General features: G+C 39.9%; 12 protein-coding genes. 2 read left to right on the top strand and 10 right to left on the bottom strand.

Annotated elements, in window-relative coordinates; all coding sequences use genetic code 11:
• Positions 1 to 157 precede the first annotated feature (157 nt).
• The 3 genes from R8923_RS03900 to R8923_RS03890 all read right to left on the bottom strand — a co-directional run bounded on the left by R8923_RS03900 (position 158) and on the right by R8923_RS03890 (position 5,847).
• The gene (locus R8923_RS03900) at positions 158 to 2,155 is read right to left on the bottom strand and encodes a heavy metal translocating P-type ATPase (protein WP_485871446.1); all 1,998 of its coding nucleotides are present in this window, start codon (positions 2,153 to 2,155) and stop codon (positions 158 to 160) included.
• 175 nt (positions 2,156 to 2,330) lie between these two features.
• The gene (locus R8923_RS03895) at positions 2,331 to 4,112 is read right to left on the bottom strand and encodes an ABC transporter ATP-binding protein (protein ID WP_485871445.1); all 1,782 of its coding nucleotides are present in this window, start codon (positions 4,110 to 4,112) and stop codon (positions 2,331 to 2,333) included.
• Positions 4,099 to 5,847 (bottom strand): ABC transporter ATP-binding protein, encoded by a 1,749-nt coding sequence (locus R8923_RS03890; RefSeq protein ID WP_485871444.1) that lies wholly within the window; start codon positions 5,845 to 5,847, stop codon positions 4,099 to 4,101. The genes R8923_RS03895 and R8923_RS03890 overlap by 14 nt, the downstream gene beginning before the upstream one ends.
• A gap of 149 nt (positions 5,848 to 5,996) precedes the next feature.
• Between R8923_RS03890 and R8923_RS03885 the strand changes: the two genes are divergently transcribed.
• A complete protein-coding gene (locus R8923_RS03885; RefSeq protein WP_485871443.1) occupies positions 5,997 to 6,818 on the top strand; it encodes an AraC family transcriptional regulator in 822 nt (273 codons plus the stop codon).
• Positions 6,819 to 7,011: 193 nt separating this feature from the next.
• Entirely contained in the window at positions 7,012 to 8,385 is a 1,374-nt protein-coding gene (locus R8923_RS03880) for an L-cystine transporter (protein WP_485871442.1), read from the top strand.
• 87 nt (positions 8,386 to 8,472) lie between these two features.
• On the opposite strand, the gene R8923_RS03875 is transcribed toward R8923_RS03880, so the two are convergent.
• From R8923_RS03875 to R8923_RS03845, 7 genes are all read right to left on the bottom strand, one after another.
• Positions 8,473 to 9,021 (bottom strand): 2'-5' RNA ligase family protein, encoded by a 549-nt coding sequence (locus R8923_RS03875; protein ID WP_485871441.1) that lies wholly within the window; start codon positions 9,019 to 9,021, stop codon positions 8,473 to 8,475.
• Positions 9,022 to 9,069: 48 nt separating this feature from the next.
• Entirely contained in the window at positions 9,070 to 10,047 is a 978-nt protein-coding gene (locus tag R8923_RS03870; protein WP_485871440.1) for an aromatic acid exporter family protein, read from the bottom strand.
• A gap of 83 nt (positions 10,048 to 10,130) precedes the next feature.
• Positions 10,131 to 11,618 carry a phosphohexomutase domain-containing protein gene (locus R8923_RS03865; protein WP_485871439.1) on the bottom strand — a complete coding sequence of 496 codons (1,488 nt, stop codon included), beginning with the start codon at positions 11,616 to 11,618 and terminating at the stop codon, positions 10,131 to 10,133.
• A 43-nt stretch (positions 11,619 to 11,661) separates the two neighbouring features.
• A complete protein-coding gene (locus R8923_RS03860) occupies positions 11,662 to 12,531 on the bottom strand; it encodes a putative RNA methyltransferase (RefSeq protein ID WP_485871438.1) in 870 nt (289 codons plus the stop codon).
• Positions 12,528 to 13,013 (bottom strand): dihydrofolate reductase, encoded by a 486-nt coding sequence (locus R8923_RS03855; RefSeq protein WP_485871437.1) that lies wholly within the window; start codon positions 13,011 to 13,013, stop codon positions 12,528 to 12,530. The genes R8923_RS03860 and R8923_RS03855 overlap by 4 nt, the downstream gene beginning before the upstream one ends.
• Before the next feature lie 11 nt (positions 13,014 to 13,024).
• Complete coding sequence (locus R8923_RS03850) at positions 13,025 to 13,969, bottom strand: thymidylate synthase (protein WP_485871436.1); 945 nt, start codon at positions 13,967 to 13,969, stop codon at positions 13,025 to 13,027.
• 10 nt (positions 13,970 to 13,979) lie between these two features.
• Positions 13,980 to 15,848, bottom strand: coding sequence for an ABC-F family ATP-binding cassette domain-containing protein (locus R8923_RS03845; RefSeq protein WP_485871435.1), 1,869 nt, complete (start codon positions 15,846 to 15,848; stop codon positions 13,980 to 13,982).
• Positions 15,849 to 15,898: the final 50 nt, after the last annotated feature.

Genomic DNA, 15,898 nt, shown 5'->3' with positions numbered 1-15,898 from the left:
ATGATTGTTTTCAAATGTTTTTCGCCGCACAGTCTTTAGCTTTGTTCATGGACAGTTTGTGAAGTTTCTTTACTAGTTAACATAAGCAAAATAGGCTGTGTATTCGTTTTCAATTAAAACAAATACACAGCCTATTAAAAATCTAAACATATAACTTTTATTTAATTTGCTTTAATAAAAGTTGCGCATTAATGGCCACAATAATCGTACTTAGCGACATAATCGCCGCACTAATTGCTGGTGGTAGTATAAACGGGTATAACACGCCTGCCGCAATTGGAATGGCAATCACATTGTAGAGCGTTGCCCATGCTAGATTTTGCATCATTTTGCGCTTGGTTAACTTACCCCAATGAATGACTTTAAACACGTCTTCTGGATTGTTTTGGATTAAAATAATATCAGCAGCTTCATTCGCGACTTCCGTTCCGCTGCCAATCGCAATTCCAACGTTTGCCGTTGCTAGTGCAGGCGCATCATTGACCCCGTCGCCGACCATGGCCACGTATTCCCCTTTTTCTTGTAAATCCGTTAAAATTTGGAGTTTTTCCTCAGGTTGAAGTTCTGCAAAATAACCGTCTAAACCAAGCTCCTCGCTTACATGTTTTGCAACTGCTTGATTATCTCCAGTAGCCATAAAAACATGAATGCCATTTTCTTGTAAATCTTTCACAGCTTGCTTTGATTCTTGCCGAACCTCATCGGCAAGCTCGACTTGCCCTGCTAGAGCGCCATCGACAACTAAATAGACTACCGTCCGTGCAGCAACATCTTCCGTTTCAGGAGCTAACAAACCAAAATCTGCCAAAGCCTTTGGACTAAGGACCGCGTTTTTTTCACCGCCAATGAAACCACTCACCCCTTTTGCAGTTAAAGCTTCAAAATCAGTGACCTCATGCTTTTGCACCGCGTGTTCTTTACCGTAATTTGTAATCGCGTTTGCAATTGGGTGTTCTGAAAACTGCTCGAGGGAAACAACGCGCTGAAGGACATCTTCCCCCGTAAAATCATCATGAAAACTTTCCACCCGAACGACCGTAAAATTCCCTACCGTCAGTGTACCCGTTTTATCAAAAACAACGGTCGTCATTTTGCTACTATTTTCAAATGCAGTCCGGTTTCGGATTAAGACACCATTCGCTGCAACTCGCGAAATTGAATTAGAGGCGACAAGTGGAATTGCAAGTCCAAGAGCGTGCGGACAAGCAATAACCATAACGCCGACCATCATCATAATAGCAAATGAAGCTTCCATTCCTAAAGAAAGCCAAACAATCAAGGTTGTAAATCCCGCGACAAGTGAAATGTAGGTAAGCCACTTAGCAGCTCGGTCTGCTAGATTTTGCGTTTTTGATTTTGCATTTTGTGCTTTTTGAACAATATCAATGACCGTCTGTAAATATGACTCTTCTCCGACTCCCGTAACACGAAGGGTTATCGTGCCACTTCCATTAATTGATCCGCCAATAACCTGCTCCCCTACTTGGCGCTTTACTGGCCTTGATTCCCCTGTTAGCATGGACTCATCAATGTGCGTGCTGCCACTTTCGATTTCGCCATCAGTTGGAATTTTATCATTTGCACGTACAAGCACTCTGTCACCTGGCCGTATAGCACTTATCTCTACTTCCACCTGTTTGCCGTCCACCAATTGAATTGCCTTTTTCGGCAAAAGTCCTGCAAGAGCTTCAAGCGCTTTTGACGCTCCCATAATGGAACGCATTTCAAGCCAGTGGCCAAGTAGCATGATTGAAATCAGTGTCCCCAATTCCCAGAAAAAATCCATACCATGAAAGCCAAAAACCGTTGCTACACTGTAAAAATAAGCAACTGAAATGGCGACACTAATTAAACTCATCATGCCAATTGCATGGTCCTTCACTTCCGAAATGGCTCCTTTTAAAAACGGTAAACCACAGTAAAAATACAAAATTGATGCGAGAATAAGCTGTACAAATTCCGTTCCCGGGAAGGTAAATTGATAGCCAAAAATATCCTGCACAGCGGCTGATGTCACAACAAGCGGAACCGTTAAAAAAAGCGAAATAATAAATTTTTTCTTAAAGTCCCCCGTATGATGCCCTGCATGCTTATCATGCATATGCTCCGAATCTTCTTGATGCAAATCATGGTGATGATTTTGTTCCTTCTCCATTAATCACACCTTCTTCACAAGATTTTTCAGACTGATAGGCTTTATTCCACAAAAATCTAAAATTTTTCACAATCTGATTTTTCATCACTATTGTAACATCAATTTGTGAAAAATTCCTAAAAAGACTCTGTACAACAAAAGCGCACGGAGTCTAAATGAATTCCGTGCGCTTTTATTAAAGTGCGTTTAGTAAATCAAATTGCGCCTGATATAAATTATAGTAATAGCCTTTTTGTGCCATAAGTTCATCATGGCTGCCTGCTTCTTGCACAAGTCCGTTATCAATATAGAAAATTCGCGAACTATTTTTAATTGTTGAAATCCGGTGCGCAATAATAAATGAAGTCCGCCCTTCTAGGAGCCGTTCAAGCCCCTCTTGTAATAAAATTTCTGTTTTTGTATCAATGCTTGAAGTTGCCTCATCTAAAATTAAAATTTTGGGATCCGCCAGTAGCGTCCGCGCAAATGAAATGAGCTGCCTTTGCCCAGCCGAAAGCGTACTCCCACGCTCTTTAACCTCCGTATGGTACCCGTCCTTTAAATCCTTAATGAAATCATGTGCCCGAACAATTTTCGCCGCCCGAATAACTTCTTCTTCCGTTGCATCTAGCTTCCCGTAACGAATATTCTCAATAATCGTCCCGGAAAAAATAAAGGTGTCTTGCAGCATCACACCCATTTGACTGCGCAACGAATGAAGTGTCACATCGCGAATATTTTGCCCGTCCACAGCAATTTCCCCTTCATTCACATCATAAAACCGACTTAGCAAATTGATAACCGTTGTTTTCCCTGCCCCCGTTGGACCGACAAGCGCAATCGATTCGCCTGCTTTCACATGAAAATCAATTCCTTTAAGAATATCATGATTTTCCTCATAGCGGAAAAAGACTTTATTAAAATCTACATTTCCTTTAATCGGGCGCATTTTTTTCGCATGCGGTAAATCTTGAATATCTGGTTTCACATCGAGTGTTTCAAAAATTCGCTCAAGATAAGTTGTTGCTGTAATTAGTGCATTATAGAAATTCCCAATATTAATAACTGGATTCCAAAAATTCCCCACATAACCAACAAAAGCAATTAATGTTCCCGTTGAAACATCTACACCAAGCCCTCTAATACCAACAAAGTAAATTAAACAAGTGGTCATAACGGCAATATTTTGTACACCCGGCCAAAGTAAAAATTGGATTTTGACAGCTTTCATCCATGACTCTCGGTAGGCATCACTTACATCGCTAAAAATTTCAAAATTCTTTTCCTCACGTGCAAAACTTTGTGTTACCTTGATGCCTGCGATACTTTCATGAATATATGCATTCATATTTGATGTTTTATTGCTTAAAACTTGGTAGGCCTTACGCTGCGCCGTTTTGATGACTAATACAATTACAAGTAAAACAGGTACTAGCGCCAAACTATAAAGCGTCAAAACAGGATCAATAGCGAACATAAAACCAAGCGTTACAATAACACTCAAAATATCTGAAATGAGGTTAATTAATCCATTCGATAATAAGTCACTTAACATATTGATATAATTGACAACCCGAATTAAAATCTTACCGTGCGGGCGACTATCAAAATAAGAAAATGGTAATTTTTGCAAATGGCTAAAAATCGCTGTCCGCATATCTTTTAAAATGTCTTGTCCAATAACCGTGATAGAATAAATTCGGTAACGCATACATAAACCAGTCACAACGACCGAAAGAATGAAAATGACAGCAATCCAAAAAAGTTGTGTATAGTCTTGGTTTGGAATCGTATCATCAATAACAATTTTAGTTAAATAAGGCCCCGCCATCTGGGCAACATTAGCAAGCAAAATAACAAACAGCGTCAAATAAATCGGCTTCTGATACGGTTTAATATAGACGAAAATTCGTTTTAAGTGCGCCGCATTGAAGCCCTCTTCTAGTTCCTCATCAACATCAAATTTATTCCGTGCCATCATCATTCACCTCCGTTCCAAGTTGCTTATGATAAATTTCATAGTAATAGCCCTGTTTCTCAAGTAAATCTTTGTGGTTTCCGCGCTCAATCACTTCTCCCTTACGGAGAATCAAAATTTCATCTGCGTCTTTTACCGAAGAAATCCGGTGCGCAATAATAAACGTTGTCGTCTTATGTGTTACTTTTTTTAGCTCATCTTGAATTTTCACTTCCGTCTCCATATCAACTGCAGAAGTCGTATCATCCAAAATCAAAATCGACGGTTGTTTTAACAAGGCTCGTGCAAGTGAAATCCGTTGTTTTTGCCCACCAGACAAACCGACACCACGCTCACCGACAATTGTGTCATAACTTTCTGGCATCGTTTCGATAAAATGATCGGCATCAGCAATTCGCGCCATGCGCCGAATATCTTCTAGTGAAGCGTCTGGTGCACCAAAAGCAATATTCCCCTCAATCGTATCTGAAAAGAGGAAAATATCTTGCATCACTGTTGCAATATGCTGTCTAAGCTCACGCACATGCCATTGTTTTGCATCAACGCCATCAATTAGCACCTGCCCAGAAGTTGGGTCATAAAAGCGGCAAATTAAATTAACAAGCGTTGACTTCCCTGCCCCTGTCTCACCTAAAATAGCAATCGTTTGCCCAGGTTTAGTCTGAAAAGAAACATTTTTTAATACCTCGGTTGTCGGGTCATCTTCAAAATGGAACGAAACATTTTTGAACTCTACATACCCTTCAATTGTATGTGGCAATTTTTCAGCACGTAACGGAATTTTCGCTTCTGCTTTTAGCATATCTCGGATTTTAAAAGAAGAAGCAATAAAACGCTGTGCATCATTAATTAACCAGCCACTCATTCGCATCGGACCATTTAGCATCCATAAAAATCCGTTAAAAGCTACTAAATCACCAAGTGACATTTGTCCCTTCATGACTAAATATCCACCTAAAATCAGTGTTATAATCGTGAGCATGCCGGCTAATGAATCAAGTATTGGTAAATATTTTTTAGAGACTTCAGCAGAATCCAAATTACGTTTTTTAAAGTCAAGATTGTGCTTGTGAAACTTTTGCATTTCGTAATCTTCCCGCGCAAAAGCCTTTACAACGCGATTTCCACTAATATTTTCTTCCACCATGGAATTAAGACGCGAAAAACTCTCCCTAATTTCATAAAAAGCAGGTTGTGCCTTTTTTGACATCATGATTGTCAGAATTCCGATAAATGGGGTTAAAAGTACGAGTGTAAGCGTAAGTTTCCAGTCGATTGTTAGCATAATACCGATTGCAAAAATAAACAGGAGGAGGTTTTCTAAAATATTATACACAACCCAAGAAACGAAATGACGTATTGCGTCTGTATCCCCTGTCATTCGTGCCATAATATCCCCAACGCGAGTGTGGTTAAAGAAATCAAAATCAAGTGCTTGCAGTTTTTGGTAAAGATCTTCGCGTATTTGGTATAAGCCATTTTGTCCAATCCGTTCAAACATAATTTGGTACGTATAACGAAAAATGGTTCGAATAAAAGTGCTTATTAACATAATAAGCAGAATGGGAATAAGTAAAGATGTCTTCTGCTGATAGACGACCAAATCAATCAACTTACCACCAAGCAATGGATAAAGAACGCTGATGAGCGAAGCAAGAAGGATAAGAATAAAAGCAAGTAACAGGCGAGTGCGATAAGGTCTCACGTAGGTCCAAATCCATTTTAAGCTGTCCAAGTGTGTCACATCCTTTTGAATTAATATACAAGTACTTAGTTTACACCGATTTTATTAAAAAAGAATGGTTAATCTTTCCCATAATGATGGACTATATTATATAATTAAAATGAGGCGTGTAAGCGTTTGAATCCAAAGGGGGAAATACGATGCTCAAAATCGATACCAACACGTTTAATCCGCAAATTTTATATGTGGGCGATTGTTATACAAATGAGCCACGGATTGGCGAGAATCATCATCATGATTTTATCGAGTTTTCCATTATTTATGACGGACAGGTAAAATATAATATTGAAGGACGTGAAGTTCTTTTAAAGCGTGGCGATATGCTCATTTTAAACCCAGGTATTCATCATTTTGATATTGCTGAAATCGGTATGCAAAATATTCAAATTCACATTGGTTTTCGCAATTTTTCTTTAGCTGGCTTTCCGCGTAATACTTTTCCTTTTAAAGAAACTGTTTTACGAAAAAGCCAAACAAGCTCAAAAATTTTAGCCATTTGCGAGGAAATTCTTCGAGAAAAATCCGAAGAAAGTCCTGGTTATGATTTGCTACTGAAAACGTATGTCATGCAACTCATCATTCAAATTTTACGTGAAGCAGAGCCCGAACAAATTCAAACAAGTGGTTTAAAACTGTCCATGGAAGAACTTGAAAAGCAACAAATTGTTAATGAAATTATTCATTACATGGAAAAACATCATACTGAGGATGTCTCCTTGTCACGACTCTCTGAAACAATGTACATTAGTCCTGCCTACATTTCTCGTGTCTTTAAAGAGGAGACGGGTGACTCACCTATTCACTATCTCATTAAAATACGGCTTGAAAAAGCCTATTTGCTACTCAAAGACGGTCGCCTAACCGTTAAAGAAGCTGCCAAACTGGTGGGCTATAATGATGCCTACTATTTTAGTAAACTCTTCAAAAAACATTACGGTTTCCCGCCGTCCCGCATAAGTTAATAAAATAAGACCGCAAACAAAGATAAAGCTCTGATTAAAGCCGAGTACCAATTTGGAGGTCGTAAAGAGGAAGCTGCCAGTCTGGCAGCCTCCTCTTTTTAAAAATTTTAATTGACTTCTATTTTATTTCATTGTATTCTTAATACCAATAATTCTTATCGGAATTATAAACTTTAAAAAGGGGGCTTTTTATTTGAACACTTTTTTAGTCATAATTAATTTAATCGTGGCACTTGCCATTATCGGACTTTTCATTTTTTTACAAAAGCGTCATGTTTCATTTTCAAAAAGGGTTTTACTCGCACTTTTCGTCGGTATTTTAGCCGGATTTATATTACAGTGGATTTATGGCATGTCAAGCAGTGTCACAAAAGAAACAACTGACTGGTTAGGAATAGTTGGCGGCGGTTATGTCAAATTCCTACAAATGATTGCCATCCCACTTATTTTTGTATCTATTGTCACAGCTTTTACAAGACTCGAACTCAAAACAAATATCGCTAAAATAGGCGTTTGGATTATTGGAACGCTTATTGTGACAGCGGCAATTGCTGCTGTTGTCGGCATTGCTTCTGCCCTCCTCTTCCATCTAAACGCCGACAACATCTCACAAGGTGCGGTAGAAGTTGCACGCGGCAAGGAGCTTCAGGACCGGTTCACAGAAATTGGTGATCTTACTTTACCACAAAAAATCTTAGAGTTGTTACCTGCTAATCCGTTCCTCGATATGACTGGCGCTAGAGCTACATCAACCATTGCAGTTGTCATCTTCTCTGCTTTTATTGGTATCGCCTATCTCGGTGTAAGACGCAAGCAGCCGAAAGAGGCTGAAATATTTTCGCGTGGTGTTGACGCAATCTTCGCCATCGTTCTTCGTATCGTGAAATTAATTCTTCGTCTAACTCCGTACGGCGTTTTCGCAATTATGACGAGCACTGTGGCGACAAGCGATGCAAACGCCATACTAAAACTAGGAAACTTTGTCATTGCCTCTTACGTCGCACTCATCACGATGTTTATCATTCACCTATTAATCGTTGCAATTGCAGGGGTCAACCCAATCACTTATGTAAAAAAATCACTCCCCGTTTTAACTTTCGCTTTTACTTCCAGAACGAGCGCGGGAGCCTTACCTCTCAATATTGAAACACAACGCAAACTAGGTGTGCCGTCAGGAATTGCCAATTTTGCGGCATCATTTGGGCTTTCGATTGGTCAAAACGGTTGTGCAGCCATTTATCCTGCCATGCTTGCCATTATGATTGCCCCAACAGTTGGCATTGATCCTACTTCGATTAGCTTTATTCTAACAGTGGTTGGGATTGTAGCCATTAGCTCGTTTGGTGTAGCAGGTGTCGGCGGTGGCGCAACATTTGCTGCTATCATCGTTTTATCCGCCTTAAACCTACCTGTTGGACTTGCTGGCGTTTTAATTTCGATTGAACCACTTATTGATATGGGACGTACAGCGCTTAATGTTAGCGATAGCATGGTGTCTGGTATTGTTACAAGCCGCGCCACATCTTCCCTTGAGAAAGAACAAGAAACAGAAGAACTAGCTGTTTAATTCATACTAAAAAGAGCCAAAACTAGGCTATACACCATTTTTAAATAATGGACTTCGCTTAGTTTCTGGCTCTTTTTATAATACTTTTTAACTTTTTGATAATTTCTTTAATCTTTTTCGAAAAATAATTTCAACACGATTTCCCGGGATAGATTCAATTAAAGCAATTCCCGTTATCTTTCCTTTAATTGGTGAAAGATGCACCCCGTACCGGTAAACGCCTATTATTTTTTCGGCATGTAAATGACTCGAAATGGTCGTATGCGGCGTCCATCTGCCTGGCAAATAATGTGAAGTTGGATTGCGGTTATAATCGTCAAATAAAAGATGATGTTTTTCATGTAAGGATAGCAGTTCTTTCGTTACGGTTGGCGCTAGAAAAACAACGCCAGACTTCAAAAACGTTCCTACCGCATTAAATTCCACCCCTACTTCATATTGGCTTTTATAAAAATGCACCAGTTTATTGACAAATTGTTGATGCCGAATATTGTCGTACGTAGCAATTGTAATGTGTGGCATTCGGTGGCGCATGTCATCCACATAATTTGATAAGCCACGCCGTTTCAACTCAAACCAAATATCCTTGATTTCTCGTTCCGTATTTTCATCAAAAAGTGCAATTACCGCATACATAACACCACCTCCGCATGCTTTTTACCAGTTTTCCCCGTCCAACTTAGACTAAACGTTCACCTTCTCTTTCTCCAATCCAAATTCCTCATAAAAATCACGTTTCGTCTCTAAAAAATAACGTAAATCATTCATAAATTGAAATAAAATAGCACGATTTTCAAATTCTTCCCGCGAATTAGGTAGCTCACTTTTTCGAAAAGCGCGAACAAGATTTGTGATTTCTTCAACGAGCACATCAGCTGGGTTATCTTCCGCAAGCTCAAGCGCTGTTTTTTCCGTCAAACGAGCCAAAATTTTGCTATGCTCCGTATTCCCTTTAAACGCCGCAAGATGTCGCTTCATTTGCGTCAAAACACGATATTGAACAAGGCGCATATCAACATATTGCACATAATAATGCACTTCTTTTAAAAAATAATTGTCCACATTTCGCGTAGCACCTGCTTGCATGGCTAGAAGGGACGTTTTAAGTTCCCGAAAACGAACATCTCCGTCTACATAGGGTAATTCATTTTTTAAACTTTGCGACATTGCAAATAAAATTTGCCGCATGAGAGCCTCAATTTTTTGCTGCTCTTGTTTTAATTTTACATCCAGTTTAGGCATATAAAGATTTAATAGTATTGCTATCCCAGCCCCTACCGCCATAAGCGCCATTTCATTCACAAACCAGAAAAGTGCCAATGATTGCTCCACTAAAATATGCGTGACAAGCACCGAACTAACAACGATGCCATCGGTTACTTTAAGCCTGACAGCTAGCGGAATGAAGATGAGTAAATATAAGCCAAAACTAATGGCATTAAATCCTATTAGAAGGAATAAAATAGCTGAAATCGTTAGCGCAATTACAGTCGAGTATACACGTTGAATGGCAAGTTGCATGGATCCCTTCTTTGTATTTTGAACACTTAAAATCGTAATAACTCCTGCTGAAACAGCGTATTCTAATCCAATCCACTGTGCAAGTATGATGGCAACTGTTGCCCCAATCGCTGTTTTTAACGTCCGCATTCCAATTCGCATGCGTCATCCTCCTCTTTTCACATCATTTATCATAGCATGAAAACAAAAAATCTTGAAGAATTCTCTTCAAGATTTTTTAAACTTTAAAGGGGGACACGTAAAGAATCAAAACGTTCAAAAAATGGCTTGAGTGCATCAAGCATAAGTGTTATGCCACCTGCTTCATCAGCTTCCAAATTAAATGGCATGACTGGTTCATGTAAGCTCATTCTTAAGAGGAACCATCCTGTTCCAAACTTGCCATTTGTTTTCACGCGAATGCCTTCAAAGTTTTCACGTTCAAGTTCAAATTCAGGAACTTGTTTGACAAACTCCTCAAACTCCCGCAGAATGTTTTGCCCGTATGCTTTAAAATCGGGTTCCGTAATTTGAATACGAATTTCCTGGCTTTCTTTTGGCTGTTTTAGATCTGTAATTAGCGTCATTAAGTCTTGCCCTTTTTTTCTAAGGCCAGCGTATTCCATTAAAATGCGTGCAACTAAATAGGCGCCGTCATCTAAAAAGTAGTTTTCCTTTAAAGCAGCATGCCCGCTTACCTCGATTGCAATTTCAGACGGGACTTTCGCTTCATTTAAACGAATGGCCTCACCAATCACATTACGGTAGCCACGTTTAAAGCGGTGCTGTTTGCCAGAATGCGACTCGATGAATGTTCTTAAGTGGTCAGACGTCGTGGAGTCCGTTACAACGGTTGTTCCCGGATGCTCTTTTAATAAAATGGCAGAAATGACGGCGATGAGTGCATTTCGATTCAAACTCTCTCCATTCCCGTCCATAATGGCTGCCCGGTCAACATCTGTATCAAAAATGACACCGAGATCTGCGTTGCTCGCTAAAACAGCCTTTTGCAAGCTCGCCATCGCTTCATCATTATCAGGATTTGGAATGTGGTTTGGAAAATGACCATCAGGATTTAAAAATTGACTCGCAGAAACATCGGCACCTAGTGGAGCTAAAACGCGCTCTGCGAAAAAGCCTCCTGCACCGTTTCCAGCATCCACCACTATTTTGCTACCTTCAAGCGGTTTTTCGCCAGCACCCACTTTTGTTTGAATCTTCCTCACTAAATCAGACGCATATAGGCTCATCAAATCAATATTTTCGACCGAACCCGTTTGTTCTGTTTTGTAGGGCTCATTTGCTTGTTCCAATATATATGCAATATCTTCTTTTTCAGCGCCGCCTGTTTTAGTGAAAATTTTGATACCATTGTAAAAATAAGGAAGGTGACTCGCAGTAATCATAATGCCGCAGTCGGCGTCCGTTTCCTCGTACTGAGTCGCCATAAACATAGCGGGCGTTGTCGCAAGGTGTGCGTCCAAAACATGAAAACCATCTGTCTCAAGAACGGAAGTAAGCTGTGCCTTAATGCGCTCCGCAGATAAACGACTGTCATGCCCAATCGCTACTTTGATACGTCCTTTCAAACCTTTCTTTTTAGTAAGAAAAAGGGTAATGCCGCGTGCTATTTTTTGTATCGCTTCATCCGTCAAAGTCATATCATGCTCGTCCGTTTGAATCGCAATGCCACGAATATCAGAGCCATTTTGAAGTGCTAACCATTCAGTCATACGAAACCTCCTGTTTTCTTTTTATTATATAACAAGGATTGTCCTAATTTAAGTCCAAATTATGTTTTGCGCCAACCATCAATTTGTAATCAACGGTGATTTTTTGAGGTGTTTTTTGTAGTAGCATAGCTTTCTTCTCTTCCGTAATATGCCAGCCAAGCGGTGTCATTTCCATTAAATCCGCTAATTCAGCTCGGTCAAGGTTTCGCTCGTAGGTGATGCGTTCCTCGCGTAAAATCGTAAAAGTTTCCTTAAAGCGTTCACGCACACGCTCATTGGAATACGTGTTTTCCTCATAAAAAAAGGTACGTAATTCGGTTAAATAATTCGGTTCTGGTATCACTTTAATTAATAGTCCGTCATCTGTTAAAATTCGCGCAAATTCGTCATAGCTAGCTGGTGACAAAATATTCAATATGATATCGGTTTGTCCGGATTTTAGTGGGATATTAGCAAGGTCCGAAACGGCCCAGATAGCTTCTCCGTAGTCCTTTGCCGCCTGTCTCACTCCTTCTTTTGCAAGATCAAAACCAAATGCCTGGATTTTCTTTTCGCTTTCCGACAAAAGGTGTGCCAAGTGACTGCCCTCACCTGAACCCGCATCAACCATTTGAATTTCAACTTGAGGTAATTGATTGATGATAGCCGCAATTTTCGCCGTCATGCCGTCAAAAAATCCTGTTTCAATAAGCCGTTTGCGCGCCTCAAATAAACGCTTTTCATATTTCGTTTTCACTCCGTGTGGCAGTAAAAATAGATAGCCTGGTTTTGCAACATCAAACGCATGCCCTTGTTCGCATTTTAATGTAAGTGGCATAAAAAATTGACAAGGCGACTCACAAATTGGACAGCGAAATAAATGAGAGGCGGCAGAAATTCGTTCCGTACGCTGCTCGAGCTTCGATTTCATCATACCGTTTTTCTTTCATAAGTATAAAAACCAAATGTAACATTGCTTTTTTCATCTCGCACGCCATCTGTCTGGCTCACCAATTGGAATTTTGACCAGTCAAGTTCGGGGAAAGCTGTATCGGCGTCATAAGTCGCATTAATTTTTGTTACAATTAAACGATCTACTTCCTCTTGAAATAAGCGATAAATTTCCGCTCCGCCGCAAATAAAGATGGATTCCTTTGCCGAAAAATCTAAAATCGCTTGTTTATCATGCACTACTTCTGCGTCTGGCAACTGAAGTGTCATATCTCGAGATAAAACAAGATTTCGCCGGTTAGGAAGCGCCTTTCCAAGTGAATCATAGGTTTTACGCCCCATTACAACCGTATGACCACTCGTTTGTTCTTTAAAAAACTTCAAATCTGCAGGCAAATGCCACGGCATTTTGTTATCTTTACCAATATTGCCCATTTTATCTTGTGCCCAAATAAAAGAAATCATCGTCATCCTCCTCAAACAGAAATCGGTGCTTTAATCATCTTATGCGGGTCGTAGCCGCTAAGCGTAATATCCGCCACATCAAAATCAAAAATCGTGGCTGGTTTATCTGATAAAACAAGTTTCGGAAGCGGACGTGTATCACGCGACAACTGTTCTTTAACCTGTTCAATATGGTTATTATAAAGATGCGCATCCCCCATCGTATGAACGAATTCACCGACTGAAAGCCCTGTTTCACGTGCAATTAAATGCGTAAGGAGTGCATAACTCGCAATATTAAACGGTACACCTAAAAAGATATCCGCACTTCTTTGATAAAGCTGACAGGATAATTTTCCGTCCGCCACAAAAAACTGGAACAGCGTATGGCAAGGCGGCAAAGCCATATTCGGCACATCTTCTGGATTCCATGCGGATACAATTAGACGCCGCGAATTAGGATTTGTTTTAATCATTTGAATCACATCTTTCAGCTGATCAATTGTTTCCCCACTTGATGTTTTCCATTCACGCCATTGTTTCCCGTAAATATTACCAAGCTCACCGTATTTTTCGGCAAAACTTATATCTTCCAAAATTTGTGTTTTAAATTTCTCCATTTCCACTTGATAAATTTCATTAAACTTAGGGTCGCTGTTTGCACGTAAACCAAAATCCGTCATATCTGGACCACTATAATCTGCACTTTTCACATAGCGTTCAAACGCCCATTCATTCCAAATATTATTGTTATGCTGTAACAAATAACGAATGTTCGTATCCCCGTGCAAAAACCATAACAATTCACTAACCACTAACCGAAACGGCACACGTTTTGTCGTTAAAATCGGGAAACCTTCCTGTAAATTAAAACGCATTTGATACCCGAACGTACTAATCGTTCCAGTTCCTGTGCGGTCCCCTTTTTGTGTGCCATTTTCTAAAACAAACCTTTCCAAATCTAGATATTGTTTCATTTTCTCACTCCTAATTCGCAAATTGCGATAAATATTCATAACGCTCATATAAATGTAACAATTCGGCTTCTGCCGTTTCAATTTGTTCACTCAATTCGCGAGCTTTCGTAAAATCTGCCCCCGTTTTTAGTAAGGCCTCATTTAAATTCGCAATGAGTTCTTCTTTTGTGGCAATGGCTTCTTCAATACCTGCCCACTCTTTTTTCTCCATATAAGAAAGCCGCACTTTTTCTTTTTCTTTTGCTTCGACAACTGGTTTTTCCTGTATTTTCCGCACAACTGGTTTTTCCTCTAAACGTAAATAATCGCTATATGAGCCGTAATATTCTTGCACGACGCCTTCCCCTTTAAACACCAGTAATTTTGAAACTGTTTTATCAAGAAAGTAGCGATCATGGCTGACCGTAATAACGGTACCATTAAACGTTTCTAAATAGTCTTCTAACACGGTTAAAGTTTCTGTGTCTAAGTCATTTGTCGGTTCATCGAGTAATAAAACGTTCGGTGCGCTCATTAAAATTTTAAGTAAAAAGAGGCGCCGTTTTTCTCCGCCCGAAAGAGAACCAATCAATTTCCCGTGCGTTTCTTTTGGAAAGAGGAAGCGCTCAAGCATGGCGCTCACACTAATCGTTTCATTTTGCATCGTTTTAACCTCATTACCGATTTCCTGAAGAAAAGTAATGAGCCGCTTCTCCGGGTCAAGCTCAGCATTTTGCTGCGTATAGTAGCCGATTTGCACCGTCTGCCCTGTTGTTATAACACCCTGATCCGCTCTAACTTCTCCAGTAAGCATATTAAGTAAAGTAGACTTCCCCGTACCGTTTCGCCCAGTAATCCCAAGCCTTTCGTTAGGAGTAATCAATAGATTAAAATCATCTAAAATCACTTTTTGGTTAAAACGCTTCGCCACATGTTCCAGTAAAAAAACATCATTTCCTAAGCGACTCGTCTTGAAATCGAGCTCTAGTTTCGCATCAGACGCCTTCGTCTTCACCTTATCCTCTAAATCCGAAAAGCGATCCTTCCGCGCCTTCTGCTTCGTAGAACGCGCTTTTGCCCCGCGGCGCATCCAAGCAAGTTCTTTTCGATATAAATTGCGATTTTTTTCTGACTCCCGAACTTCATTTTCCATCCGAATCGCTTTAGATTCCATAAAGCTCTCATAATTCCCAACATAACGGTAAAGTTTACCGCGGTCGAGTTCAACAATATGGTTTGTAATCCTGTCCAAAAAGTAACGGTCATGTGTAACCACTAAAACAGCGCCTTTAAAACGGATTAGAAAATCTTCCAGCCATTTAATTGTGTCAAAATCCAAGTGGTTGGTTGGCTCATCTAAAATAAGTAAATCGGGCGTTTCAATTAATACCGCAGCAAGTGCGGCACGTTTTCGTTCGCCACCAGAAAGCTCACTAATTTTTGCTTTTAATTGTGTAACGCCAAGTTTATCCAAAATCATTTTCGCTTCGGTGTTCATATCCCATGCGTTCGTCGCATCCATTTCTGCCTGTGCTCGTGCAAAACGTTCATGGACTTCCTCGCTATGATTTTCTTCCATCTCAAGTATTACTTCTTCATATTCCCGCACTGCCCGCAAGTTTCGCGTTTCTCCCGCAAAAACGGCCTCTAAAACAGTCGCATTTTCATTTAAAGGTGGGTTTTGTCTTAAAAAACCAATCGCATAGTCATTCGCTTTTACAATTTCTCCTGTATCCCCGCTCATAACTCCTGCAATACAATCTAAAAAGGTGGATTTTCCTGTACCATTTACGCCAATTAAACCGATGCGTTCACCTTCTGAAATTGTCAAATCGACTTGTTCAAAGAGCATTTTCTCTCCAAATGTCTTTGTTAGGTTTATTGCTTTTAGTTGTTTCATTTATCCTCATCCTATTCAGGTTTGTATCATTATTTTAGCACACTTACTGC

The organism is Listeria tempestatis, assembly GCF_963575625.1.
Taxonomy (GTDB): Bacteria; Bacillota; Bacilli; order Lactobacillales; family Listeriaceae; genus Listeria; species Listeria tempestatis.
Note: the sequence above shows the minus strand (reverse complement) of the source record. Positions and strands in the feature narration are given on the sequence as shown.